This is a genomic window from Desulfospira joergensenii DSM 10085, assembly GCF_000420085.1.
Taxonomy (GTDB): domain Bacteria; phylum Desulfobacterota; class Desulfobacteria; order Desulfobacterales; family Desulfobacteraceae; genus Desulfospira; species Desulfospira joergensenii.
On record NZ_ATUG01000003.1, the window covers coordinates 1,153,789 to 1,178,112 of the forward strand.

General features: G+C 51.4%; 25 protein-coding genes and 1 tRNA gene. 8 read left to right on the top strand and 18 right to left on the bottom strand.

What is annotated here, in order from left to right:
• Window positions 1–75 precede the first annotated feature (75 nt).
• A complete protein-coding gene (locus tag F608_RS0129545; protein ID WP_022669371.1) occupies window positions 76–351 on the bottom strand; it encodes a hypothetical protein in 276 nt (91 codons plus the stop codon).
• A gap of 152 nt (window positions 352–503) precedes the next feature.
• On the opposite strand from F608_RS0129545, the gene tadA reads away from it, so the two are divergent.
• The 6 genes from tadA (at window position 504) to F608_RS0129575 (ending at window position 5,596) form a co-directional block, all read left to right on the top strand.
• The gene (tadA, locus tag F608_RS0129550; RefSeq protein WP_027363240.1) at window positions 504–959 is read left to right on the top strand and encodes a tRNA adenosine(34) deaminase TadA; all 456 of its coding nucleotides are present in this window, start codon (window positions 504–506) and stop codon (window positions 957–959) included.
• On the top strand, window positions 959–2,245 hold the full coding sequence (locus F608_RS0129555; protein ID WP_022669373.1) for an adenylosuccinate synthase: 1,287 nt from the start codon (window positions 959–961) through the stop codon (window positions 2,243–2,245). Before tadA ends, F608_RS0129555 begins: the two co-directional genes overlap by 1 nt.
• Window positions 2,246–2,290: 45 nt before the next feature.
• Window positions 2,291–2,367: transfer RNA gene (locus tag F608_RS0129560), tRNA-Pro, on the top strand.
• A gap of 23 nt (window positions 2,368–2,390) precedes the next feature.
• A complete protein-coding gene (locus tag F608_RS0129565) occupies window positions 2,391–3,524 on the top strand; it encodes a sensor histidine kinase (RefSeq protein WP_022669374.1) in 1,134 nt (377 codons plus the stop codon).
• 219 nt (window positions 3,525–3,743) lie between these two features.
• On the top strand, window positions 3,744–4,271 hold the full coding sequence (locus F608_RS0129570) for a TRAP transporter small permease subunit (RefSeq protein WP_022669375.1): 528 nt from the start codon (window positions 3,744–3,746) through the stop codon (window positions 4,269–4,271).
• The gene (locus F608_RS0129575) at window positions 4,268–5,596 is read left to right on the top strand and encodes a TRAP transporter large permease (protein ID WP_022669376.1); all 1,329 of its coding nucleotides are present in this window, start codon (window positions 4,268–4,270) and stop codon (window positions 5,594–5,596) included. Before F608_RS0129570 ends, F608_RS0129575 begins: the two co-directional genes overlap by 4 nt.
• Before the next feature lie 67 nt (window positions 5,597–5,663).
• On the opposite strand, the gene F608_RS0129580 is transcribed toward F608_RS0129575, so the two are convergent.
• From F608_RS0129580 to F608_RS0129620, 9 genes are all read right to left on the bottom strand, one after another.
• Window positions 5,664–6,806 carry a TRAP transporter substrate-binding protein gene (locus F608_RS0129580; RefSeq protein ID WP_022669377.1) on the bottom strand — a complete coding sequence of 381 codons (1,143 nt, stop codon included), beginning with the start codon at window positions 6,804–6,806 and terminating at the stop codon, window positions 5,664–5,666.
• Window positions 6,807–6,996: 190 nt separating this feature from the next.
• Window positions 6,997–7,893, bottom strand: coding sequence for a DMT family transporter (locus F608_RS0129585; RefSeq protein ID WP_022669378.1), 897 nt, complete (start codon window positions 7,891–7,893; stop codon window positions 6,997–6,999).
• Window positions 7,890–8,720, bottom strand: coding sequence for a menaquinone biosynthetic enzyme MqnA/MqnD family protein (locus F608_RS0129590; RefSeq protein ID WP_022669379.1), 831 nt, complete (start codon window positions 8,718–8,720; stop codon window positions 7,890–7,892). Before F608_RS0129590 ends, F608_RS0129585 begins: the two co-directional genes overlap by 4 nt.
• On the bottom strand, window positions 8,710–9,900 hold the full coding sequence (locus tag F608_RS0129595) for an amidohydrolase family protein (protein WP_022669380.1): 1,191 nt from the start codon (window positions 9,898–9,900) through the stop codon (window positions 8,710–8,712). Before F608_RS0129595 ends, F608_RS0129590 begins: the two co-directional genes overlap by 11 nt.
• Window positions 9,897–10,958 carry a cyclic dehypoxanthinyl futalosine synthase gene (mqnC, locus tag F608_RS0129600; protein ID WP_022669381.1) on the bottom strand — a complete coding sequence of 354 codons (1,062 nt, stop codon included), beginning with the start codon at window positions 10,956–10,958 and terminating at the stop codon, window positions 9,897–9,899. Before mqnC ends, F608_RS0129595 begins: the two co-directional genes overlap by 4 nt.
• Before the next feature lie 11 nt (window positions 10,959–10,969).
• Window positions 10,970–12,061, bottom strand: coding sequence for an aminofutalosine synthase MqnE (gene mqnE / locus F608_RS0129605; RefSeq protein WP_022669382.1), 1,092 nt, complete (start codon window positions 12,059–12,061; stop codon window positions 10,970–10,972).
• Entirely contained in the window at window positions 12,061–13,500 is a 1,440-nt protein-coding gene (locus F608_RS0129610; protein WP_022669383.1) for a cell envelope integrity TolA family protein, read from the bottom strand. Before F608_RS0129610 ends, mqnE begins: the two co-directional genes overlap by 1 nt.
• Window positions 13,500–13,919 carry a hypothetical protein gene (locus F608_RS0129615; protein WP_022669384.1) on the bottom strand — a complete coding sequence of 140 codons (420 nt, stop codon included), beginning with the start codon at window positions 13,917–13,919 and terminating at the stop codon, window positions 13,500–13,502. The genes F608_RS0129610 and F608_RS0129615 overlap by 1 nt, the downstream gene beginning before the upstream one ends.
• A 20-nt stretch (window positions 13,920–13,939) precedes the next feature.
• On the bottom strand, window positions 13,940–14,692 hold the full coding sequence (locus F608_RS0129620; RefSeq protein WP_022669385.1) for a ParA family protein: 753 nt from the start codon (window positions 14,690–14,692) through the stop codon (window positions 13,940–13,942).
• Window positions 14,693–14,831: 139 nt separating this feature from the next.
• On the opposite strand from F608_RS0129620, the gene F608_RS33970 reads away from it, so the two are divergent.
• Both F608_RS33970 and xerD read left to right on the top strand, forming a co-directional pair.
• Complete coding sequence (locus F608_RS33970) at window positions 14,832–16,841, top strand: formylglycine-generating enzyme family protein (RefSeq protein WP_022669386.1); 2,010 nt, start codon at window positions 14,832–14,834, stop codon at window positions 16,839–16,841.
• 31 nt (window positions 16,842–16,872) lie between these two features.
• Window positions 16,873–17,760 carry a site-specific tyrosine recombinase XerD gene (gene xerD, locus F608_RS0129630; protein WP_022669387.1) on the top strand — a complete coding sequence of 296 codons (888 nt, stop codon included), beginning with the start codon at window positions 16,873–16,875 and terminating at the stop codon, window positions 17,758–17,760.
• A gap of 551 nt (window positions 17,761–18,311) precedes the next feature.
• Here the strand turns inward: xerD and F608_RS0129635 are convergent.
• The 8 genes from F608_RS0129635 to mbhE form a co-directional block, all read right to left on the bottom strand.
• On the bottom strand, window positions 18,312–18,581 hold the full coding sequence (locus F608_RS0129635) for an amphi-Trp domain-containing protein (protein WP_022669388.1): 270 nt from the start codon (window positions 18,579–18,581) through the stop codon (window positions 18,312–18,314).
• Window positions 18,582–18,703: 122 nt separating this feature from the next.
• Entirely contained in the window at window positions 18,704–19,033 is a 330-nt protein-coding gene (gene mnhG, locus F608_RS0129640) for a monovalent cation/H(+) antiporter subunit G (protein WP_022669389.1), read from the bottom strand.
• Complete coding sequence (locus F608_RS0129645) at window positions 19,021–19,332, bottom strand: MrpF/PhaF family protein (RefSeq protein WP_022669390.1); 312 nt, start codon at window positions 19,330–19,332, stop codon at window positions 19,021–19,023. Before F608_RS0129645 ends, mnhG begins: the two co-directional genes overlap by 13 nt.
• Window positions 19,325–19,801, bottom strand: coding sequence for a Na+/H+ antiporter subunit E (locus tag F608_RS0129650; RefSeq protein WP_022669391.1), 477 nt, complete (start codon window positions 19,799–19,801; stop codon window positions 19,325–19,327). Before F608_RS0129650 ends, F608_RS0129645 begins: the two co-directional genes overlap by 8 nt.
• Entirely contained in the window at window positions 19,798–21,297 is a 1,500-nt protein-coding gene (locus F608_RS0129655) for a proton-conducting transporter transmembrane domain-containing protein (RefSeq protein WP_022669392.1), read from the bottom strand. The genes F608_RS0129650 and F608_RS0129655 overlap by 4 nt, the downstream gene beginning before the upstream one ends.
• A complete protein-coding gene (locus F608_RS0129660; protein WP_022669393.1) occupies window positions 21,297–21,650 on the bottom strand; it encodes an NADH-quinone oxidoreductase subunit K in 354 nt (117 codons plus the stop codon). The genes F608_RS0129655 and F608_RS0129660 overlap by 1 nt, the downstream gene beginning before the upstream one ends.
• Window positions 21,650–22,051, bottom strand: coding sequence for an MnhB domain-containing protein (locus tag F608_RS36730; RefSeq protein WP_208599560.1), 402 nt, complete (start codon window positions 22,049–22,051; stop codon window positions 21,650–21,652). The genes F608_RS0129660 and F608_RS36730 overlap by 1 nt, the downstream gene beginning before the upstream one ends.
• Window positions 22,048–24,315, bottom strand: a complete 2,268-nt coding sequence (mbhE, locus tag F608_RS36015) for a hydrogen gas-evolving membrane-bound hydrogenase subunit E (RefSeq protein WP_244154357.1) — start codon at window positions 24,313–24,315, stop codon at window positions 22,048–22,050. The genes F608_RS36730 and mbhE overlap by 4 nt, the downstream gene beginning before the upstream one ends.
• Between the last annotated feature and the right edge of the window lie 9 nt (window positions 24,316–24,324).

Sequence of the window (24,324 nt, forward strand, 5' to 3'; positions counted from 1 at the left end):
CAGAAATAGGATTCCCCGGGCTCAATGATCTTGGAAACGAAAAAAAGCCTTCATGGTAGGACGGGAAATTCAGCGCTATTGTCCGGGCATTTTTCCATGGGGGGTTTTATCCTGCTCAAAAGAGATCGTTGAATTCCAGCTCGGGGTCCGGTTTTTGATCAGGGTCCAGAAGTAGCGGTTCCTGACCTGGATGTCAAAGGAGCTCCACTTTGAGGATCTTACCCATTCATTTCTGCGTTCTCCTGAAAATCTTCTTTCGCCGGCTCTCCGGTCCGGGGATGCGGAACCAAGGTCCATCTGCCTGCGGTTGACATTGCTCCTGCGGTCAATATTGGATCTGAAAAATTTCATTCTATATCCTTCAAAACCTGGGGAAGGTTTTTTCATCTGTTTCGGGTAGAGAGTTTGTAGAATACCAGGAAAATTTGAAAATTTCAATGAAAGTCCGGCCCGGCCATTATGTATTTGACCTCAGGATAAAAGCCTTATATATTCGGGGTCGTATGGATGATCAGTTTTACATGATGCTTGCTGTCAAGGAGGCAAAAAAGGCAGAAAATATTGATGAAGTTCCGGTCGGAGCCGTCCTTGCCGATAAAAATGGCAAAGTGATCGGGCACGGTTTCAACCGCCCTATTTCAACAAATGACCCCACAAGCCATGCGGAAATCAACGCCATCCGAATGGCCGCCGGCACCATAAACAACTACCGGCTGACCCAAACCTCCCTGTACGTTACCATTGAACCCTGCATCATGTGCATGGGCGCCATTGTCCATGCCAGGATCGGCCGCCTTGTGTACGGCGCGGCAGATCCGAAATGGGGGGCGGTTTCCTCCCTCTATGCCATGGCCGATGATATGAGGCTCAATCACAGGCCCGAGGTGGTTTCCGGGGTGTGCGAAGAACAGACCAGACAACTTATAAAACGCTTTTTTGAAAATAAGAGGAGCAGATAGTGACAAATACGGTAATAGTAGGGACCCAATGGGGAGATGAAGGCAAGGGAAAGATAGTTGATCTTTTAAGTGAACATGCAGATGATGTGGTCCGGTTCCAGGGCGGCAACAATGCCGGCCACACCATGGTGGTCAATGGGAAAGAGATCATCAGCCACCTCATCCCTTCCGGAATTATTCAGCAAAAGCAATGTTTCATCGGAAACGGGGTGGTGGTGGATCCCTTTGTTCTCCTGGATGAGATCGATTATCTGATATCCAACCAGATTGACGTATCCCCTGAGAAACTGAAGATCTCCAACCGGGCCCATATGATCATGCCCTATCACAAGGAGATCGACAAGGCCCGGGAGGTCAAAAAGGGAAAGGATAAGATCGGAACCACGGGACGGGGCATCGGCCCCTGCTACGAGGATAAGGCCACCCGGCGGGGAATCCGGTTCTGCGATCTTTTGGACATTGAAGTGTTCAGGGAAAAGGTAATCACCCTGATGGAAGAAAAGAACTTTTACCTCAAGCATTATTTCAAGGCAGAGACCATTGATCCGGAAATGGTGGTGGATCAGGTATTGAAGATCCGGGAGCGCCTGGTTCCCTATATCTGCGATGTATCCGTGGCATTGTTTGACGGGATCAGCAAGGGGCGCCAGATTCTGTTTGAAGGGGCCCAGGGAACCCATCTTGATATTGAACACGGGACCTATCCCTTTGTCACCTCATCCTCCACGGTCTCAGGGAACGCTGCCAACGGCACCGGCCTGGGTCCGGTACATCTCAACGAGATCATCGGCATCGTAAAGGCCTATACCACCCGGGTGGGGGCAGGCCCTTTTCCGACAGAGCTTTTTGATGAGACCGGTGATCTGATCCAGAAAACCGGTGCCGAATTCGGGGCCACCACAGGAAGGAAAAGAAGGTGCGGTTGGCTGGACATGGTGGTTCTCAGAAACGCGGCCCGGCTCAACAGCCTGACCGGCCTGGCCATTACCAAACTGGATGTTCTGGACGACCTGGAGGAACTCAAGATCTGCACCGGCTACCAGTACAACGGCAGAGTCATTCCGGATTTTCCGCCGGAGATCAAGATCCTGGAAGAGTGCGAGCCCGTATATGAAACCCTGCCCGGATGGAAGGAGAACACCTCCGGCCTCAGGACTTACGAAGATCTTCCGGAAAAGGCGAAAAAATATCTTACCCGGATAGAGGACCTCTCCCGGGTTCCCATTAAGATCATATCCGTGGGCCCGGGAAGGGAGGCAACCATTATCAAGGAAAAGATTTTTTAAAAATTGACTTTTGGGGAATTCTGGTATATCTAAACCACCTTAAGTCGGGATGTGGCTCAGCCTGGTAGAGCACCTCGTTCGGGACGAGGGGGTCGGAGGTTCAAATCCTCTCATCCCGACCATTTCCAGCCCCAAGAAACAGCCTATGGATACTTATTTTGCCCCGGTTCAGAGAACCGACAGACGAAAATTCAAAAACCAGATCTCTTCCATTTCCCAGAGTCCGGTCATGAACGCCCTGCTGCAGACCGCGGCAGGAATTCTGGTGATCCTCAATGAAGACCGGCAGATCGTGGCCCTGAATCATGTTTTTCTGGAAAAACTCGGAATCCGGGATATCAACGAAGTCCTGGGTTTCAGACTGGGCGAAAGCCTGAACTGCATCCATGCCCATAAAAAGCCGGCCGGATGCGGTACCACTGAATTCTGCCCCTCCTGCGGGGCCGCCATTGCCATGATGTCCGCCATCCGGGAAAATAAAACAAAAGAGCAGATCTGCGCCCTGGTATCGGACAAGAACGGGAAAACTTCAGATATCTGCCTCCGGGTAAAGGCCGAGCCCATTCAGGCCGACGGACAAAGGTGGATCGTCATCTATGCCCAGGATATCACCCAGGAGCAGTTCTGGGCCAATTTGGACCATGTCTTTTTTCACGACATCAACAATACCCTGACCTCCCTTTACGGACATGTTCAGCTCTGTGAAGCTGATCATCCCGGCAGAAAAGAGATGAAGCCTATCCGGGAGGCCGTGGAAAGGCTGATCAACGAGGTGGCCATCCAAAAAAAGTTTTCCCAGCACAAGGACGTTACCTATATTCCCGTTCAGAACGCCGTGTCCCTGAAAGATATTAAAAAGGAACTCGACATTATCGTCAAGGGGCACAGAAGCCTGAAAGGGAAACGGATCCTGGAGAACTGGGGAGAAGATAATCTGATCCTGACCACGGATGTCCTTCTTTTATCCCGGACCCTGGGCAACATGGTCATCAATGCCCTGGAAGCTACACCTTCGGACGGATTCATCCGGGTTTCCGTCACCTCGACCCTGGAAGGCGTCACCTGGCAGGTCTGGAACAAAGCCGTGATCCCCGGGGCTTTCCGAAAACGAATTTTCCATCGCCATTTCAGCTCCAAATCCGGATCCGGCAGGGGATTCGGCACCTATTCCATGAAACTATTCAGCGAAACCTATCTCAAGGGAAAGGTCTCCTTTACCTCCTCCGAAAAAACCGGCACCATTTTTACTCTCTTCCTCCCCTTTCAGACAACCGCCTGATTTCAGGAAGGAAATCCGGTTCTTCATGGAATTCCCATCCTTCATCGGCTTCTAATTTCTAAAACCCTTGACAAACCCTTTGATTCCATGAATTTATAGAAGACTTATGGCTTTTCAGAACAGAAGACCGGGAGGGCGGGCCTGGTTTTAATTTAACCGGCTCCGGTTTCTGGGCTCCGGGGATCAACCCGGTAACACTAAAGGGGAGTAAACATATAGATGCAGGTTCTTGAAAAAATTGTCAACTGGATAGACGGGTTGAACACTCTTATCGGCCGTCTGGTGGGCTGGCTGACCACCACAATGGTTTTGATCGTCTTTTACGACACGGTTATGCGGTATGCGTTCCACAGGGGAAATGTCGCCCTCCAGGAGATGGAATGGCATCTCTTTTCCATTGTCTTTCTCATCGGCGCCGCCTATACCTTGAAAGAGGACGGTCATGTCCGGGTGGACATCATCTTCATGAACCTTTCCAAAAAGGCCAAGGCCTGGATCGACTTCCTTGGCGTTTTTCTTTTTCTGATCCCTTTTTCCATCATGGTTATCCTGTCCACCCTGGGATTTATCTCCAATTCCTTTGCCGTCCGGGAAGTCTCCCCGGATCCGGGAGGCCTTCCTGCCCGATACCTGCTCAAGGCCATGATCCCCCTGGGATTTTTCCTCCTCATCCTACAGGGATTTTCCGAAGCCTGTAAAAAACTGATGATCATCACGGAATACAAAGGGAGGGAAGACGAAAAATGATGGAATTTATCCATGAATTCATGCCCCTGATCATGTTCACGGCTGTTTTCGCCCTCCTGCTGCTGGGTTTCCCGGTTGCCTTTACCATCGGCGGAGTGGCCATGTTCTTCGGACTCTTTAATTTCGGATCCGGTTTTTTCGATCTGCTGCCCCTGAGGATCTGGGGTACCATGACCAATTTCACTCTTCTGGCCGTACCCCTGTTCATCTATATGGGGGTCATGCTGGAGAAATCAGGCCTGGCCGAGGAACTTCTGGAGGCCATGGCCCTTGTTTTCGGCAAGATCCGGGGCGGGCTGGCTGTCTCGGTTATCTTTGTGGGGGCCCTCATGGGCGCCTCCACCGGTATTGTGGGGGCCACCGTAGTCACCATGGGGCTTTTGTCCGTGCCCACCATGCTCCGGAACCGGTATCACAAGAGCCTGACCACAGGCACCGTGGCCGCCTCCGGCACCCTGGGCCAGATCATTCCCCCGTCCATCGTTCTGGTTCTCCTGGGAGACATCATGAATGTCCCCGTGGGAGATCTTTTCATCGGCGCGGTCATCCCTGGATTGATCCTGGTCGCCCTCTATATGGCCTATGTTTTTATCATCGCCATTCTCAAACCGGAATGGGCCCCGCCCATTGACCCGGAGGTCCTGGCTCAGGTATCCCGCCGGGAATTGATATCCAAGGTCTTCAAGGCCCTTCTCCCGCCGCTTTTCCTGATGATCGCCGTTCTGGGCTCGATTTTCGCCGGAATTGCCTCTCCCACGGAAGCGGCGTCCGTCGGAGCCGTTGGCGCCACTCTGCTCACGGCCATGCACGGACGGTTCAACTTCCAGATCGTCAAGGATGTCATGGATATGACCACCAAGCTGACCTGCATGGTCTTTATCATCCTGGTGGGTGCCTCCACCCTGGGACTGGTTTTCAGGGGACTTGGGGGCGATCACCTGGTCAGGGGGCTGATTCTGGCCCTGCCCTTCGGAAAATGGGGGATCCTCTTCATCGTCATGTCGATTATCTTTATCGCCGGATTTTTCCTCGATTTTATAGAGATCACCTTTATCCACGTTCCGGTTCTGGCCCCGATCATGATCCATCTGGGAGTGGATCCCCTGTGGCTGGCCATCCTGATCGCCGTGAATCTTCAGACATCTTTCCTGACACCGCCCTTCGGGTTTTCCCTCTTTTACCTCAAGGGGGTAACCCCGCCTGAAATCGAAACCATGGACATCTACAAGGGGATCATTCCCTTTGTCATCATACAGATCATCGGCCTTGCCATCATCTGCCTGGTCCCCCAGGCTGTGACCTGGCTGCCCACTGTGCTGTTATAGAAACGAACAAAAAAGAGGGGCGGCAGGAAAATTCCCGCCGCCCCTCTTCTGGGTCTAATTTACAAGATTAAAGATATTTCAATTTCTGGTAGGGTTCCTCGGTTACCTTGTTCCATGCATAAATATTCTTCTGGAATTCGAGAAAGGAATCATAGACTTTCCGGCTCATGGGATCTGAGGCGGCAACTTCCTCCAGCACCTCATGGGCCAGCTTCTTGAGTTCCTTCAACACCTCTTCCGGGAATTGTTTGAGCTGAACCTTGTGCTCGTTGATCAGAGTTTTCAATGCATCGTTGTTCTTTGCCTCGAACTCGGACAGCATCCACATATTGCTTTTATAGGTAGCCGCTTCAACAATGGCTTTGAGATCGTCCGGCAGTTCGTTCCAGGCATTGAGATTGACCATGCACTCAAGGGCGGTGCCGCACTCATGCCACCCGGGATAGTAATAATATTTGGCTGCCTTGTAAAACCCCATCTTGAGATCATGATAAGGTCCCACCCATTCGGTGGCGTCGATCACCCCCCTGTCCAGGTTGGTGTAGATCTCGCCTCCGGCAACCAGAACCGCATTGCCTCCGGCTTTGGCCAGCACCTTGCCGCCCAGGCCCGGGATTCTCATCTTAAGGCCCTTAAGATCGTCCATGGAATTGATTTCCTTGTTGAACCATCCGCCCATCTGAACCCCGGTGTTCCCGGCGACAAAAGGTTTCATATTGAATTTCGCATAGAGTTCTTCCCAGAGTTCCATTCCGCCGCCGGACAAAAGCCAGGCATTGATGGACTGGGCATTGAATCCGAATGGAACCGCAGCAAAGAACTGGGCGGCAGGAGATTTACCGGCCCAGTAATAGGCCGCGCCATGGCCCATCTCAACGGTTCCCTGGCTCACGGCATCGAAAACACCCAGGGGCGGAACCAGTTCACCGCCGCCGTAAACATCGATCTTCAGCCTGCCGTTGCTCATCTCATCCACCCATTTGGCGATATTGTCCGCACTTTCGCCCAGCATGGGGAAATGGGGGGGCCAGGTGGTAGCCATTTTCCAGGTATAGGTTTTTGCCTTGGGGGTTTCCTTAACAGCTTCCTTTGACTCTTCCTGTTTCTGGCCTTTGCAGGAACTTAAGACACCGGCAAGGCCCGCCGTACCGAGGGCTGCCGCGCCTACTCCAACATTCTTGATAAAATCACGCCGTTTGTTGTCTTCCATGCAGAATCTCCTTTTTGTAATGATTTACTATAAACCCTTTCCCTTAGTCAGCAAATATAGGACAAACCTTAACCGCTTATGACTCAATTACCAAAAATGAAGATTATCGAATTACTTAGTCTGGTTTTATGCTCAAACCAGTGATCAAGTCAAGACATAATCCATGAATTCAAAAGGGTGAGGTGTGAAATCAACTGGAAGCGGAGAGAATCAGGCCGGCCAGGATCAAAACGCCCCCAACGGCATGGAACAGGGATATCCGTTCCCCAAGGACAAAATATGCAATAATCGAAGTGGACAGGGGAACCAGGTAGATAAACACAGAAGCCAGGGACGCGCCCAGGGCCCTTACCCCGGAATTCCAGAGCAGGTAGGAAAGAATCGACGGGCAGATCCCCAGAAAGACAAAGATCCAGAAAACTTTTCCGTCAGCGGAAAAGCCCCCGTAGACGGCGTATTCCCAGAGGTAAAAGGGAAGGATGAACGGGGTCCCCAAAAGAATGATGACAAGCAGAAAAGAAACCGGTGAAATGGGAATCGGTCTTTTTTTAAGCATCACCGAGTAAAGGGCCCAGGAGGATATGGCCACCAGGATCATCAGATCCCCGGGATTGAGTTCCAGCCGGGACAGGACCTGCCAGGAGCCCTGACTGATAATGATGACCACACCGGCCATGGAAACGAGGATGCCCAGGGCATTGAAAAGTCCGGGGGCTTCCCGGTTGATGGCCCAGGCAAATCCCAGGGTCAGGGCGGGCATGGCCGCCACCATGAGGGAGATATTTGTGGCCGTGGTAAAATTGGCCCCCACATAGACCAGGGAATTGTAAACGGCCACGCTGGGGATGGACAATAAAAAAAGGAATCCCTTGTTTTCAAGGATGACCGGCATATCTTTTTTGAGATTTTTCAATGCAAAGGGGGTCAGAAAAACAAGGGCCGATACCCACCTGAAAAAGGATACGGCCATGGGCCGGACCTCCAGGGTGATCCCCCTGGCAATCACGTTGTTGACGCCCCAGAAAAACACCGCCAGGGCCAGGCCGCATCCCGCCGTCACCCGTATGCCGGCCCATTGTTTTTTCATTGGAAAAATTCCACCCTTGCCGGTTGACGTAAAATTCCATGTTCATAAAGCAGACCAAAAAATTTCTTCATTCCCTCTATCTTGGGGCGGTCCAGATCGCAGTGAAGCAGATGATAGTAATTTTCCAGCATGGCCCTTGAAAGGCCCAGTTTACTGCAGCCCCTGTCCACGACTTCGTCTATATGCTCGTACCCCTGTTCCCTTGAACGGCAAAGGATTTCCACGGCCTGTTTTACCCGGTCCGGATGTTCCCGGGCAAAGGATCTCCTTACCGCCCATACGGCAAAAACAAAGGGAAGTCCGGTCATTTCAAACCAGGACTGCCCAAGGTCGATCTTCTGTGAAAACCTGTCTTCCCATGGCTGGGTCAGGGCCGCGTCGCCGATGACCATGACCGCCTCCACGTCTTCCGGGATTCTGTTGATATCGTTGGTCGGTCCCACCATCAGTTCCGGCTCTATCCTTTTCATGGCAAAGATCATCTTGAGCAGGGAGGCCCCGGTGGCCGATTCCCTGGAAAAGAGGACCTTTTTTCCTGTAAGCTCTTCCAGGGAAGAATTGGATGCACAGATCACGCTCATCACCTCCCGGTGGCTGGAGATGGAAAAATCCGGAATCAAGAGAAGATCTTCCGTGTTCATGCCGTAAAAGGCTGCGGAGATGGGACTGATATCCACCTCACCCGTCCGGATCTGATGGTTCAGGGCAGCCGGCACATCGGTGACCAGGGTGAGCCAGTCCGGGGCCAGGCCCCGGTCAAGACCGTAATATACCGGGGAGGCGTTGATATAGCTGATTCTCCCCATTCTTAGTTTATCAGAATTCATTGGATGTCAATCTTTCCCTTAATTCGTATTTATCCCGGGCCTCAAGGTCTACATAGATAAAAGCGGCCTGCTTTCCCCGCTCAAGGGTGCCGCTGAATCCTTCGCACCCCAGGGCCCTGGCCCCGTTGATGGTGGCCATGGCCAGAAGATCCCGGGGTAAAGTCCCGGGGAAATGTTTTTTTACAAATTCCATCTCATCAAAAATCCCCAGGGAATCGCAGGAGGCCAGGCTGTCCGTGCCCAGGGCCGGTGCCAGGTTTTTGGCCAGCATGGTTTCGATGTCCGGCAGCCTCCCATGCAGGTTCAAATTGCTCCGGGGGCAGATGCAGGCATGGGCTCCGGATCGGGCCAGGATGTCCAGATCCCGGGTTTCCAGCCGGATCAGGTGAACGCAGAGGGTCCAAGGATCCAGCAAGCCCAGGTCATCCAGGTATTGAACCGGGCTTTTTGATCCCAGGGGCCATGAACGGGTATCAATCCCCCGGCTTTCCAGAAAGGCTTTCCACTCCCCTGCCCCTCCCCGGATAAACCGGAATTCTTCTTCGGATTCGGCCACATGGATGGAAAAGGGAAGGCCTGAATCCCGGGCAGCCTTTTTCAGGTCCTGAAGCAGGTCCGGGGCCGTGGTGTGGGGGCTGTGTCCGGCAACGGAAAAGGAGAGTCTTTCCCGGTTTTCAAGTTCGGATTCCATGGGGGCGGTCCCCAGGAATTCATGGAACCAGACCCCGCCAAGGAGGCTCTTTTCCAGAAGTTCCCGGGTGATGCCCAGGGTGGAAATTTCCCCCACAAGGCCGATCCCCAGGGATTCCATCTCCCTGACCGCTTTGGCAGCACCGGCTGCAAGACCTGCCGGCCCCAGGGCCTCCCTTTCCTTGAGCAGGGCCCGGACCCAGGGCTGAAACCCACGGCCCAGTGGCAGACGGTTCTTCAGGGCCGACAATTCCAAATGAAGGTGGGTATTGACCAGGACCGGCATGAGTACCCCGGATCCATGGTCCGTGACCGGTTCTCTCCCCGAACCCTGCCCGGCCGGACCTGTTTTAAGGATTTTCCCTCCGGCCGTTTCAACCTGGCCGTTTTCAATCACCCGGTCCGGGTCAACCAGAATCCATTTGGCCCTGTGGATCTTGGGAGCTCCGGTCTCCCGGATCATGGCAATGGAGGATTGTTTTTTTTTCATACCCGGTTGTAATAACAGTCCCGCTGCCGGGGCTCAAACCCGGCCGTTGAGATCAAGCGTTTGAGTTCGGACTCCGGCAGCATGAAATCCACCCCGGCCGAGGCCACCACGTTTTCCTCGATCATGGTGGACCCCATGTCATTGGCCCCGAAAAAGAGTGCGGTCTGGGCGATCTTGTCTCCCTGGGTCACCCAGGAAGCCTGGACATTGTCGATGTTGTCCAGAAAGATCCTGGCCAGGGCCAGTACCTTCAGATATTCGGCACTGGTTTTCTTTTTCACGGTAATCTTTGTATTGCCCGGCTGAAAGGTCCAGGGAATGAAGGCGGTAAAGCCGCCTGTTTCATCCTGGAGATTCCGGATCCTGTCCATGTGCTCGACGATATGACGGTCCTTTTCCAGATGGCCGAACATCATGGTGGCCGAAGATCTCATCCCCAGGTTGTGGGCCCTGCGCATGACATCCAGCCAGGCGTCGGACATGCACTTGTTGGGGGAGACCTTTTTTCTGACCTCGTCGCAGAGGATCTCGGCCCCGCCGCCGGGGATGGAGGCAAGCCCGGCTTTCTGAAGGGTCTGGAGGGTCTCTGTAACGCTGAGATTGGATTTTCCTGCAAGAAAGTCGATCTCCGGGGGGGAGAATCCATGGATATGGATATCAAAATTATCCCGGATAAACTCCAGCATATCCACATAAAAATCAAGCTCAAGATCCGGATGCATGCCCCCCTGGAGCAGAATCTGGGTGCCTCCCAGGTCAAGGGTCTCCTGGATCTTATCTGCCAGCTCCTGTCTGGACAGGACATAGCCCGGACTTTGGAGGCCGGGGGTCTCGTAAAAGGCGCAGAACCGACATCCGGACATGCAGATATTGGTGTAATTGATGTTTCTGTCAACCACATAGGTGACCCGTTTTTCAGGATGGAGATCAAACCTACGCTGGTTGGCCAGACTTCCCAGGGTGAGCAGATCTGCTTCCTTAAACAGGATCAGGGCCTGGTCCGGGGAAATCCGCTTATTTTCCTGCACAGATGTAACAATGGTGTGAAAAGAATTCATAATCTATATCTTTACGCGGTGACGGGGTTATAAAAGGAATCCCTCCGGACCGGTTCAAAACCGGATGCCCGGATCATATCTTCCATCTGACCCCGGGTCAGGCCCTTGGCCGATTTTGCTCCGGCCGTATGGGTAATCCGTTCCTCTATGATGGTACCGTCCAGATCGTCGGCCCCGAAATTGAGGGCCACCTGGGCCAGGGATTCTCCGATCATGACCCAGTAAGCCTTGATATGGTCAAAGTTGTCCAGGATCAGCCGGGCAGCGGCAATGTTTTTCAGGTCGTCCACGGCTGTGGTGGGCGGCAGATGGGATAGTTCCGTGTTCCGGGAGTGGAATGCAAGGGGGATAAAAGCGGAAAACCCCCGGGTCTCGTCCTGGATCTCTCTCAGGGTCATCAGATGCTCAACCCTTTCCTCCAGGGTTTCAATATGGCCGTAAAGCATGGTGGCATTGGTGGTGATTCCGGCTTCATGGACCTTTTTCACGATTTCGACCCAGCGTTGGTGTCCGATTTTCCTGGGAAAAAGCTCGTCATGGACCCTGGAGTTGAGGACCTCTGCCCCGCCGCCGGGCATCATGTCCAGGCCGGCCGTTTTCAGGGCAAGGATGGTCTGATCCAGGGAGAGCCCGGAAATTTCGGCAAGATAGTCGATTTCCACACAGGTAAAGGCTTTGACCGCGGCCGATGGGCGGACCTTTTTGATGACCTTTAACAGATCAATGAAATAGTCAAACCCCAGGGTCTCATTGAGCCCGCCGACCACATGAAGTTCGTCCATTGGCTCGTCAATCCGCTCCAGAAGTCTTTTTTCGATTTCTTGGATGGACCAGATATAGGCGCCCTCTTCCCCTTTGTCCTTGGCATAGGCGCAGAACCGGCACCTGTTTTTACAGATATTGGTATAGTTTAAATGCTGGTTGACCACATAATAGGCTTTTTTCCCATGCCTGGCCTTTCTCACATAATCTGCGATCCGGCCCAGTCCCATGAGGTCCCGGGTATTATAAATACAAATCCCGTCCTCCTTGGAAAGACGGGAACCCTGGCGGACCTTGGCAAAAACCGGCTCAAGATCCGCATCCAGAAATTCTATATTCATTAATGCCTCTTTTTTCTTCTCACTACCCTTTTTTTCTTTTTGGGCTGTTCTGTTGGAGTCGTCACATTGGTTTTGGGGTCAAGGAGATTGTTCTGGCTGTAAGGGCATGCGGCTCTGGGGCATTTGAGCCCTTTTTCCCCACTGGGAGTGGTGATCTCCGTTAAAAAGGGATTTTTGCACAGGGGACATTGAAAATGGTAGGGCATGTCCCAGCTGACAAACCGGCAATCCGGCTTTGAACAGGAGTAGTAGTTCTTGCCCTTTTCCGTTGTCCGGGTCACCACTTCCCCCTGGGAACACAAGGGGCAGACCATGGCCAGATCACTTTCAAACTCGGCGATACGGGATTCAATATCATCATCTGCAAGGGATGTATCCTTGCCGGGTCCGGAACCGGCTCCGCCAGACGCGGCCTTGTCCTGTTCCATTTGACGGATCCGCTCCTCTTCCTGGCGAATCCTTTCCTCCATGGCCCGAAGCTGGGCTTCCTTTTCCGCCATGAGGGCTTCCTTTTCTTCCAGAAGCGCGGCCTTTTCCTTGGCCAGCTTCAGTTCCGCCTCTTTTTCCTCCAGGGCCTTGAGCTGCTCTGCGGATTTTCTGGCGGACTCTTCCGCCTCTTTTATTTTTTCGTCCTTTTCAACCAGCTGTTTTGCCAGCTCCGCCGCTTTTCTGGCCTCTTCCTCCTCTTTTCTGGCCGCTTCCTTCTGGGCTTCAATCTCTTCCTTGGTGGGCCCCTTGTCAAAAACATCCTGGACCCGGACCCGTTCCTTGTATTCATCCGCCCTTCTCCGGCCCTTCATGATCTGGGACAGCCGGTTAAGGTTTTCCTTTTTCAGCTTCTGGGAAATTTCCCGGGTCTGGACAGGGGCCTTAACCGCTCCCGAAGCCATGTCCGTTGCCAGTTTTTCCGCACGATCCTTTTGAACGGCAACCCCCCGGGTTTTGAGGGAGGTTTCAAAACTGGCCATGGCAAGGTCCAGGGTTTTGCGCCCCGAGTTCACCTCATCGTTCATCTGAAGAACAAAGGCGATCAGGTTCATCCCCTGCATGCCCGGAAACATGGAATCCAGAAGTCCGGCCATCATGAATGAGGGCATCTCGGCCTTGAGGTCTTCTGTTTCGGATCTGGAAATGTACCCCTTTTCCACAAGGGATTCAAAGGACCGGTCAAGGTAATCGTCCTTTTCAAGCCCGATATCCACCAGCTCGTTGATAAAAGATTCCTTTACATACCTTTCCGGCGGGAAGTCGGAGTACTGCTTGATCTCCCTTTCCCTCTCCACGATAATGGTGATGCAGGAGATGCTGGCAAGATTAAAAGACATCATTGCCGAGTCCGTATCCACATCAATAAAGGCGGTTATTTCCCGGGCAAGGATTTCATCCAGTTTTTTTCTGACGTGGGACGCGTCCATTTCATTCTCTTCGGGCATGCCCATTATTCGTCTCCTTCATTGATCTCATGGATCATGTCTGCTATGTCCGAGGCCATCTGCTCCACTTTTTCCTTTTTTTCCTGGTCAGGCTCATCCTGAACTTCGGATTCAGAGTCCGGGTCCGCATCCAAAAGATCTTCTTCATCATCGGAATCTCCCCCCAGGGTCGACATCTCAAGGCATTCTCCCTGGCGGTTGAAAATCAGGGAAAGGGGGACCTTTATCTCAAAATCAAACCGATAGGCGATCTGGTCATTATGAACGATCAAATCACCGTTTTTATAGTCGACCTCATCCTGGAGGGTGAAGTGATGCTGTTCAATGAGCATCTTTTCAATGGCTTCCCAGTCAAGTTCCGCATTAATGGTATCAATGAACTCTTTTTCGCTTTCCTTTATGGATTCCGGATTTGTAAGTTTCATGAATCACCTGCTCTAAACCTTCAATTAAATGTTGAAACGATTTCCTTTGCAAACTCCAAATAGGCCGATGCGGCAGGAGTTTTTATATTTTTGAGGGATAGGGGATCTGAGGCTTTTACAACGGCCGGGTCTTCAGGGATCACGGTCCGAAAGATCAAGTCTTTTATCTCCATGAGATTCTGATCTTTAAGAAAACTTTCAGGTCCTTCTCCTGTCCGGCACCGGTTGAATAAAAACCCCCCGAGTTTCAGGGGAACCTCGTGGGTCTTTCTGACGTAATTGACCAGTTTTAACAGACAGGTAAAATCCCACTCGGATTGAATACCCGGGCATACCGGCGAAATCATCCAGTCGGCAGCCGTGAGTGCGGCAACGCTCAGGTATCCCCATGAAGACGGAGAATCAATGATGATATACTCATAAACCGGATCCACATCTGTCCGGATAAAAATCCGCAGGATCTTTTCATTGGATGTTAATTTTGCCAGTCTCAACCCGGTAAAAAAAAGCTCAAACCCGGCCGGAAGGATATCAAGATACCCCAGTCCTGTCCGGGTGACCGTATCCATGAATCCGGCTTTCCCGGAAAGCAGGGACGCGATATCATGGGTATAGGGTCCTGCCCCGGACCATTCAGTGGCCGCAGCCCTCGGATCACAGTCAATGAGAAGGGTTTTTTTCTCCAACAATGCAAGGGAAGCCGCCAGATTGACGGCGGTGATACTTTTCCCGATACCTCCCCTTTGACCGGAAATTGTGAAAATGTTACTCATAGCCTTTTGGTTGTAACACAATTACCGGAAATATCAATCCCAATCCGGGAAATATCCTTTATCCAAAGAGCTTTGGTTGATATTCCCATGGGAATATACGATAATGCCGGCGTCAACCAGAAGAAGGAGACCCGGATCCTTGGCCAAAATATCCATTTCACTGGACGGCATCAGGCAGGCCGTCACCAATCTGAACTACAGACCCAGCTCTGTCAAGTACAAGGCTGTGGCCGCCATCGAGTCGTTTTACACCTCCGAAGACTCCATCCAGGAGATCCGGTCCATTGATACGGATCTCCTGGTGGGAATGATCTGGGATATCCGGGAAGATCCCGGCAAAATCCGCTCCAAAAGACGAAACTTCTTCAGTCTCAAGTCCTCCATCAATGCCGACCTGAAAAAGCTGTCCAAAAAAGACCTGAATCCGGAAAACATTATTATTTCCGGATCCAATGTCTTTGACATGACCGAAGAGGCCAAGAACAACCTGCTCAGCTCCTTTACCGATGCCGTGAAAACCGGGGATATCGACCTGGAACAGGCCACGGGAATTCTCAAGGCGGTCTCTGATTTCCTGGATGCCTTTGACATGGATGATGGGGACAAGGAGTCCCTTGATATTATCCAGGAAATCAAAAAAATTCTCTCCAGGATTTCCCAGAGCGACCTGATCGATGAGGAAGACCTGGATGAGGAAATCGTTGAAATCGAAGATGATGAAGAACTGGAAGTTCTCGAAGAAGAAGACGATATAGAAGAAATCGAGCTGGACGAAGATGAAGAGATCCTTGAGGAAGAAGATGACGAGGAGCTGGAAGTTCTCGAGGACGAGGATGATGTGGAGGAAATCGAGCTGGACGAGGATGAGGAGCTCGAAGAACTGGAGGACCTGGACGAAGAGATAGAAGAACTGGATGAGGACGAAGAACTCGAAGAGATAGAGCTGGACGAGGATGAGGAACTTGAGGAAGTCGAGGACCTGGATGAAGATGTTGAAGAACTGGAGCTGGATGAGGACGAAGAACTCGAAGAAATTGATGAGGAAGACGAGCCCGAAGAGATAGAGCTGGACGAGGATGAGGAACTCGAGGAAATCGAGGACCTGGATGAAGATGTTGAAGAACTGGAGCTGGATGAGGACGAAGAACTCGAAGAAATCGATGAGGAAGACGAGCCCGAAGAGATAGAGCTGGACGAGGATGAGGAACTCGAGGAAATCGAGGACCTGGATGAAGATGTTGAAGAACTGGAGCTGGATGAGGATGAAGAACTCGAGGAAGTTGACGAGCTGGACGAAGAGGAACTCAAGGCCCTGGAGGAATTCAGGGAGCAGCGGGAACTTGCCGAGCAGTTTGACGATTCCCTGGGGGAACGGGAAAAAAAATTCAATGCCTATGTAAAGGTACCCCAGGGCCTTTACACCGTGGGCACCCGGAAAGGACTCAAGGCCAGCCTGGAACTCCAGCAGATCGAAATGCCCAGAACCTATATCGGCAGATTTCCGGTGACCAACGCCCTGTTCGAGATCTTCATAGACAATACCGGCTATGTGACCACAGCGGAAACAAAGGGCTTTGGCGTGGTTTTCTCCTCCCGGTATAAAAAAGGCAAGGCCGGGTCCTCCTGGCAGAAAACAGCCGGTTCCCAGGAGGTCAAAGGCGCCTGCTGGTTCCGGCCCTCGGGCCCTGAGTCATCCCTTCACGGAAAGCGGAACCATCCCGTGGTCCAGGTCAGCGTGGAAGATGCCCTGGCCTATGCCTCCTGGATCGGCCGCAGAATTCCCACGGAAGCCGAATGGGAGGCTGCCGCCCGGACCGACCTTGGAAACCGGTATCCCTGGGGAAATGACTTCAATCCCCTCTTCCTGAACCATGAACAAAGTGCCCTGGCCGATACCTGTCCGGTGGATGAATATGAAGAGCATGCCAATGAATTCACCATCGCCGATATGCTGGGCAATGTCATGGAATGGACCTCGGACGAACAGGACGCTCCCTTCAAAACCCGGGCCAACCACCGGTACAGCATTGCAAAGGGAGGGGCCTGGAATTCAGGCCCGGACATCACCATCGGCTCAAGGGGATTGTACAAGAGCGGATTCACCTCCAACACCATTGGATTCCGGTGTATCTCAGAGATCTTTCAATAGAACCTGGAAGGATAAATAGGATTTTTCTGCCATGGATCAGCAGGTTCAGACATACCTTGATTACCTGACCATAGAAAAGGGGCTCTCGTCCAACAGCATTGAATCCTATGCCGCCGACCTGGCCAATTTCCTTGATTTTCTGGAACAGGAGAAGATCACCCGCCTGGAAGAGACGGACACGGCAGTCATTCTGGCCTGGCTCATTCACCTGACCCGGCAGGGATTATCGGCAAAATCCAGGGCCAGGCATCTGATCGCCATCCGGGGATTTTATAAATATCTGATCAACGAAAAGATCCTGGCCTCCAATCCGGTCAAGGAAGTGGACATTCCCAAAACCGGCCAGGCCCTTCCCAAGATCCTGTCCGTGGCCGAGGTGGAAGCCATGCTCAAGGCCGTCAACCCCATTACCCCCCGGGAGTTGAGGAATTCCGCCATGATGGAGATCCTGTACGGCTCGGGTCTGCGGGTCTCGGAACTGATCCTGCTCAAGCTCCAGGACATCAGCCTGGATGCCAATATGGTCAGGGTCATGGGAAAGGGATCCAAGGAGAGGATCATCCCCCTGGGCTCCAAGGCCCGGGATGCCGTCATCCTCTGGAAAGACCACGGCCGGCCCGATATGCTCAAAACCTGTTCCAGCGAGTATCTCTTCGTTGCCCGGGCCGGCAAGCCCATGACCCGGCAGGGTTTCTGGAAGATCATCAAAAAATATGCGGCCAAGGCCGGCATCAGCAAGACCGTCTCCCCCCATACTTTGCGCCATTCCTTTGCCACCCATCTGCTGGAGGGAGGGGCGGATCTCAGATCTGTCCAGACCATGCTGGGCCATGCCGATATTTCCACCACCCAGATCTATACCCATATCTCCAGGGAATATCTGATTAAAATGCATAATAGATACCACCCCCGGGGGTGAAACCAACATTTGGAACCCCGGCCCTTTAAGCCGCTTCAACCCATTGCCTCTCCCGGCCTGATCGCCCAGGCTTGCTGAAAATCAATCCTCTCCAAAACCTGAATCCATATCTGCAAAGATTGTACTGCCGGGGAGGCTGTTGAGGACCGCAGCGGAGACATCGGGAGGGATTCTTTACAGGCTCTTGGCTGTGCTTCTCTATAGAAAGGGGAACTGTTTGAACGAAGTGAATTTTTCCCTTTCTTCAAGAAATGCAGCTTAGAGCCTGTTAAAATCGTTCATCCTGCTGAGCTGCGGCCCTTAACGGCCGGAGTTGGGAACGGTGGTTTTTCTCCTCAAACTTTGCTCTTGCATTTCCAGAGCAGGAATGATTATTTCCAATAAAGAGGTACTTTGGCTTTTGGATACAGATACACTATATGGTGGTTGGATGATTTCAGAACAAAACGATTCATCATACCATCATTCGACAGTTATCATTTCTGGCCGTTTTACCTTATTTTTGTCTCAATGGTATCTTGTGATGTAGGAAAAATAAAATTGGTTATCCATCAAAGAACTTGTATGCCTGAAGATCCTGTCTCTCCAACAATCCATTCCAGTTCGATTTCCAGGGATTTTTTCAAGCGTTTGCCCTGCTCTTCCTCAACTTTGAGTTCCAGGACCATCTGGTCCGGGAATTCAAGGACCGTTTCTGCCTGGTCCTGCTTGAGGGTGAGCTGTCCCAGTTCGATTTTATCTGCAATGGTTCGAAGTGTATTTGCAATCTCGTTTTTTGTTTTTTTTTCTTCACTTTTGAACAGAATGGTTTCGATTCCCATAATTATTTCCTTTCAGTGTTGAGGGCATAAAGCTGGTAACATAGGTTTTATAGAAAAAATAAGAAATAATTATAATTTTTCAACATTCCTGATGCCTCAATAAGGATAAGGTGAGGTTTTATTTATTCTTGATTACCATTTTCGGTATCACTTTCTGGATCCGTTTTGCACCACATACGATAATTGGAAGACAATATTATTTTACCCAGCAGGTGGGCCGATGCCGGAGTAGTCATCAGAATAAACAGCATGATACCGACCACCCGGGATGTCACTGCCGTCTCCAGGAAAAAAAGCGCCACAGCAAGAAGGGTAAGCCCGATGCCCACGGTCCCTGCTTTGGTGGCAGCGTGGATGCGCATGTAGATGTCCGGCATCCGCAATAGTCCAAGCGCTGCGACAAATGTAAAAAACGTGCCGGTCAAAAGGCATGCCGAGATCAGGAATTCCATGGACCCCCCTTTTTTTTGTCATCAGGATCGACCAGTCGTTTTTTCATGAAGGTAACGAATGCCACGGTGCCCAGGAATGCCACCAGGGCCAATGTGATGGCAATATCGAGAAAAGCGGTCTGACCGCTTCGGATCGTATGGGCGGTAATGAAGCTGATAGTGATAAACCCGATCAGGTCAAGGGCGAGTACACGGTCGGCATGAGTCGGGCCTTTTATCAGCCGGATCAGTGCAAATACAAAGCTTGTAAAAAGTCCGATATAGGCAATGTTCACACAAATGGACAAAAGATCAGTCACGGGTCACCTCCAGCAGTTTTTTCTCAAGGCCATTTTTAATCGACGATATAACCGCTTCATGATCACGGGCAAACATGGCATGGACGATCAAGTGTGTCTTTTCAGGACTGATATCCAGGCTGAGGGTTCCCGGAGTCAACGACACCATGTTGGCCAGAAGCGTAACCTCAAAATCTGTCCTGGCATCCAACGGAACATGAACAATATCCGGGTCGCTGGTATGCTCCGGGGTCAGCACGTCCCAGGCCACCCGCAGGACCGATATCATCATTTCGTAATGAAAATAGACGAGCAGAACCACAGAGGCTTTCAATCGCCTGAAATAAGATTTATCCAATCCAAACGGCCGGGTCAGCCACAGACACCCGAGACCCAGCACAAATCCAATGGAAAAATCGACAATGCTGTAGGCATTGTTGATCAGGACCCAGGCACCGGCAAAAAACAGATTGAGCAGAAGATAGATCATGATGCCCCCCCCAATACCGCCTTGATGTAAAGCACCGGATCAAGCAGCTGCATGGCGGCCCGGTCAGCAAAATTGAAAAATGGTTCTGCAGCAAGGCCGATGATGATGGTCATGAGTGCAAATACCCCTATGGGGATCAGATAGGGCACGGTTCGTTTTTGGTTTGGAAACGGCTGGGATGGTGCAGTCTCTGGTGCGGGTGTCCAGAATGCCTGGTTCCAGATTTTCAACATGGAATAGATCGTCAGAATTCCCACAAAAAGGGCGGTTCCGGCAAGCAGGTAATGCCCGGTTTCAATCCCGGCGCGGATCACAGCAAATTTGCTCCAGAAACCCGAAAGGGGCGGGAAACCAGCCAGGGAGAATGCAGGAATCATGAACAGCAGGGCAAGAAAAGGAAAGGATTTGTAAACGCCACCGGTTTTAGACAGATGATCACTGCCGAACCGGTGGTTAAGAAATCCGCCGATCAGAAAGAGATTTGCCTTTACAATGATATGGTGAATCAGGTACAGGATGGAACCGGCCAGGGCCAGGCGCGTATAAAGGGCCAGCCCGATAATGATGTATCCGACCTGACTGATGATATGAAAGGACAGAATGCGCTTAATCGTATACTGACTGGCCGCGCCAAGGACACCTGTCAGCATGGTCAGCCCGGAAACCACGATCAAAAGAGTCTGCCAGATGCTCCCCTCAAAGGGAAGGACCAAAGTAAAAATTCGCATCATGGCATAAATGCCGACTTTGGTCAAAAGTGCGGCAAACAATGCGGCCACACTTGCCGGCAGAGTGTGGTAGGAGGCCGGAAGCCAGGCAAAAACGGGGAAAAGGGCTGATTTAACGGAAAAAGAAAACAGGAAAAGACCGGTTAAAAGGGTGGCAAGCCCCGGGGACAGCGATGCGGATTTTAAATGGAGTCCTGCCAGATTGAGCATCCCGGTCGCGCCATAGATCAGGCCGATGGCCAAAAGAAAGGTCATAGTAGAGATCAGATTCAAAAAAACATATCGGATACTGCCGTGGATCTGCTGCTCGCCCGCGTCCAAAACCATCAGTGAGAAGGAAGCGATCAACATGACTTCAAACCAGACATATAGATTGAACAGATCTGCAGTTAAAAACGCACCGTTTACACCGGCCAGCAGCAATTGTATCAAAAGATGATACCGTGAATAGGCAGGACTGGATTCAAGATCGGCCGCAGCGTATATGACAACGCCCATTGCGATGATCCAGGAAATCAGGACCATGGCAGCAGATAAAAGATCTGCCGCGAAAACAATACCGAAAGGTGCCGGCCAGCTACCCATTGCAACGGCCACAGGTCCGTTCTGATTCACACGGCAGATTAATAAGACACTGACCAGGGTGCCGATTCCGGTAATCATCCATGCACCTGATGTGACCGCACGCATGTTTTTCTTTGCCATAAAAAGCAGGACTGCACCGCATAAGGGGATAATCAAAGGGAGTATTGGCAACCAGCGGATCATCACTTCTCCTTTTCTGACAGGCTCATGGCGTCAACGTCTGCTGAATTAAGATCTCGGCTGGCACGGTAGGCCAGCACCAGGCAGAAGATCAGCACGCCGAATCCTATGACAACAGCCGTCAGGATCAGCGCTTGAGACAGGGGGTTAGCGTAAGAACCACGGAGGACAGATGCGCCGGGTGGTATGATGGGCACACCGTCTATAGAAAGCCGCCCGGCAGTTAAAATGGCCAGGTTGATGCCATTGCTCAGCAGGATAAAACCAAACAGGATACGCAGGACATGCCGCTCCAGCATCAGGTATACACCTGCAGCAACAAGAATACTCGATATCAGACTCATTAAAGGTTCCATCACGACAATTCCTCAACCAGATGCAAAAGGATTGAAAGCACGGCGCCAGTCACGGCCAGGTAAACACCGATATCAAACAGCAGTGGCGTTCCAAGGGGCAAAATGGTTTTCCACCAGATCCCGGTTAAAAACGCCTGGTCCCTGAATAATGCCAGAAGACCTGACGTCAGCGATATGCCGACACCAGTAACCGCAATCAGTTCAGGGGAAAAACGAATGCGCTGACGGACATATTCGCCGGATTCAGCCAGTACAAGCACAGCCAGGGCAATCACGGCGATCAGTGCACCGATAAATCCGCCGCCCGGTTCATTGTGTCCCCTGAAAAGCAGGTAGAGAGAAAAAAGGAGCATGATCCCGATCACAATATGTGCAGTGGTTCGGAAAATCACGGATTTCATGAAGACCTCCTTTTTTTTGCCAGCAGAATACTGGAAGCCCCCAAAGCCGCCATGACCACAACAGTAATTTCTCCCAGGGTATCCAGGGCCCTGAAATCGACCAGGATAACATTGACAATGTTTCGGCCATGGGCCGCGATTAGGCTGTTTTGGGCAAAATAATCAATCAGTGTCGTGTCCTGAGGAACAGCGGTAATGCTCAAAAGGGTCCAGAAAACACCTGCACCGATAACCAGAGAAACCATGGCATTGAGGAAGCGTCTTCCGGTAGAATGGGGTAAAACACTTGACAGTTTAGGGATGCGCCGCACAAGTATGACCAGAAAAATGACGGTCAGGGTTTCCACCAGCAACTGGGTTTTGGCGACATCCGGTGCATTGTAAAACATCAGAAATAATGTTGTGATAAACCCGGCAGTCCCAAGTGAGATGATTGACAACAACGTAGAACCAGAAAGGATTACGATGAGAACGGCGGCCAAAAGACCTGAAGAAAGTAAAACTTCATAAAATCGGATATCCTGTATCACAAAACGTTCCGGGAGCGGTAACTCAGGAATTTTAACCAGGATCATCAATGCCAGAAGGAAGAACAGGGTAAACAGATAACCGGTCAGCCGGCCATGCTGTAAAAGGGCTGTTATTCGGGATGCCACAGCGATCGTCCATTGGATGATGTTCTCAAAAATTGTGTTGCCCGATGGCAGCTGCCGTATCAGAACACGAATCAGAGATTGGATCGGATCATAATAAAGAAAAATGGCCACACCGATCAACAGTGAAGCCCCACTTAAGGCCAGCGGCAGGTTAAATCCCTGCCAGAGCTTGAGACCGGTAATTTCGAGATTTGGTCCGACGGCCAGGCCAGCAGGAAGAAGCAGTGTGTTGTTGATCCAGGGCAGTCCTGCCGATGTAACAAACAATCCCAGAGCGGCAAGGCAGAGTGGCGGCAGCCATAAAAACAGCTTTTTTTCAACCGGTTTGGCGGTAACGGTTCCGGTATCCGGTTTTGAAAGAAAAGGTTTAATCACGAAAACAAAGGCCATGGCCGCCATCATGGAATTGACCAGTATAAGAACGGCTGTCGGCAGATAAGAAGATTCAAGGGCCGCCTTGTACATATATTCCTTGCTCACAAACCCAGGCAGCGGCGGAATCCCGGCCTTGGACAACGCTGATAATCCGGCAGCGAAAAAACTGAACGTCAAGATACTTCCAAGACCTGCCAGACGATTGAGGTCTCTGGTGCCTGTTGCCTTGTCCACAGTACCGATCACCATGAACAATGCCGCCTTGTATAAGGCATGGGCTATGATGAACATCAGCGCCGCAGATGTGGCATACCAGGTGCCGAACGCCAGTAAAAAGACCAGTTTGCCAAGAGCCACATTGGTACTATAAGCCAGCATCAACTTTAAATCTTTCTGGCTTAGCGCTAAAAGTCCGGTCCATACAGCTGTGACTCCGCCGGTAATGGCAAGCGACCAGAACCAAAGGTCACTATCGCTGAAAACAGGAGAAAGCCGGGCCAGAAGATAGACACCAGCCTTGACCATGGTGGCCGAGTGCAGATACGCACTGACCGGGGCCGGAGCCGACATGGCGCCAGGCAGCCAGAAATGAAACGGGAACTGGGCGGATTTTGTAAACGCCCCGATCAATATGAGGATCAAAGCGGGGGCAAATCTACTCTCAGATGACAGATCGCCTGCATGGTTGATAATGTGATCCAGCTCATAGGAGCCGGCCATCTGCCCCAGCAGTATCAGACCGGCAAGCAGGGCCAGACCGCCTGCACCGGTCACAAGAATCGCCTGGAGGGCATTTTTTCTGGAATTTTCCTGATCATGATTGAAGCCGATCAGAAGATAAGAAGTCAGGGTGGTCAGTTCCCAGAAAACGAAGAGCAAAATGATGTTTCCGGACAGAACCACACCGAGCATGGCACCCATAAAAAGGATCAGGTAAAGGTGAAACATTGCGCAGAAAGGTTTACCCTTCATGTAGTGATAGGCATACATCTGCACAAAAATCCCGATACCGCATATCAACCAGATGAAAAGCAGACTCAGACCATCAAGCTGTATTGAAAAAGATATTCCAAGAGATGGAACCCAGGGATACTTAAAAATCAGACTGTCAGTCGAATACAGACTTGAAAGGAATATCAGTACCAGTAAAGGCAAGGCAATAGAAATAAGCATGAGTGCTTTTTGCCATGAAGGGGAAGAACTGAAGCCGTCTTTACTTTTGCCGTTGTACATTGAATTCCC

Excerpts from the sequence above, each read along its gene's own strand:
- mqnC (WP_022669381.1), bottom strand. The coding sequence starts at position 10,958 with ATGAATTCTTTTCACACCATTGTTACATCTGTGCAGGAAAATAAGCGG.
- F608_RS0129575 (WP_022669376.1), top strand. The coding sequence starts at position 4,268 with ATGATGGAATTTATCCATGAATTCATGCCCCTGATCATGTTCACGGCT.
- F608_RS0129595 (WP_022669380.1), bottom strand. The coding sequence starts at position 9,900 with ATGAAAAAAAAACAATCCTCCATTGCCATGATCCGGGAGACCGGAGCT.
- F608_RS36730 (WP_208599560.1), bottom strand. The coding sequence starts at position 22,051 with ATGAAATCCGTGATTTTCCGAACCACTGCACATATTGTGATCGGGATC.
- tadA (WP_027363240.1), top strand. The coding sequence starts at position 504 with ATGGATGATCAGTTTTACATGATGCTTGCTGTCAAGGAGGCAAAAAAG.
- F608_RS0129620 (WP_022669385.1), bottom strand. The coding sequence starts at position 14,692 with ATGAGTAACATTTTCACAATTTCCGGTCAAAGGGGAGGTATCGGGAAA.
- F608_RS0129585 (WP_022669378.1), bottom strand. The coding sequence starts at position 7,893 with ATGAAAAAACAATGGGCCGGCATACGGGTGACGGCGGGATGCGGCCTG.
- xerD (WP_022669387.1), top strand. The coding sequence starts at position 16,873 with ATGGATCAGCAGGTTCAGACATACCTTGATTACCTGACCATAGAAAAG.
- F608_RS0129650 (WP_022669391.1), bottom strand. The coding sequence starts at position 19,801 with ATGATCTATCTTCTGCTCAATCTGTTTTTTGCCGGTGCCTGGGTCCTG.
- F608_RS0129545 (WP_022669371.1), bottom strand. The coding sequence starts at position 351 with ATGAAATTTTTCAGATCCAATATTGACCGCAGGAGCAATGTCAACCGC.
- F608_RS0129565 (WP_022669374.1), top strand. The coding sequence starts at position 2,391 with ATGGATACTTATTTTGCCCCGGTTCAGAGAACCGACAGACGAAAATTC.
- F608_RS0129655 (WP_022669392.1), bottom strand. The coding sequence starts at position 21,297 with ATGATCCGCTGGTTGCCAATACTCCCTTTGATTATCCCCTTATGCGGT.
- F608_RS0129660 (WP_022669393.1), bottom strand. The coding sequence starts at position 21,650 with ATGGAACCTTTAATGAGTCTGATATCGAGTATTCTTGTTGCTGCAGGT.
- F608_RS0129590 (WP_022669379.1), bottom strand. The coding sequence starts at position 8,720 with ATGAATTCTGATAAACTAAGAATGGGGAGAATCAGCTATATCAACGCC.
- mqnE (WP_022669382.1), bottom strand. The coding sequence starts at position 12,061 with ATGAATATAGAATTTCTGGATGCGGATCTTGAGCCGGTTTTTGCCAAG.
- F608_RS0129570 (WP_022669375.1), top strand. The coding sequence starts at position 3,744 with ATGCAGGTTCTTGAAAAAATTGTCAACTGGATAGACGGGTTGAACACT.
- F608_RS0129610 (WP_022669383.1), bottom strand. The coding sequence starts at position 13,500 with ATGGGCATGCCCGAAGAGAATGAAATGGACGCGTCCCACGTCAGAAAA.
- F608_RS0129635 (WP_022669388.1), bottom strand. The coding sequence starts at position 18,581 with ATGGGAATCGAAACCATTCTGTTCAAAAGTGAAGAAAAAAAAACAAAA.
- F608_RS0129615 (WP_022669384.1), bottom strand. The coding sequence starts at position 13,919 with ATGAAACTTACAAATCCGGAATCCATAAAGGAAAGCGAAAAAGAGTTC.
- F608_RS0129580 (WP_022669377.1), bottom strand. The coding sequence starts at position 6,806 with ATGGAAGACAACAAACGGCGTGATTTTATCAAGAATGTTGGAGTAGGC.
- mbhE (WP_244154357.1), bottom strand. The coding sequence starts at position 24,315 with ATGTACAACGGCAAAAGTAAAGACGGCTTCAGTTCTTCCCCTTCATGG.
- mnhG (WP_022669389.1), bottom strand. The coding sequence starts at position 19,033 with ATGGAATTCCTGATCTCGGCATGCCTTTTGACCGGCACGTTTTTTACA.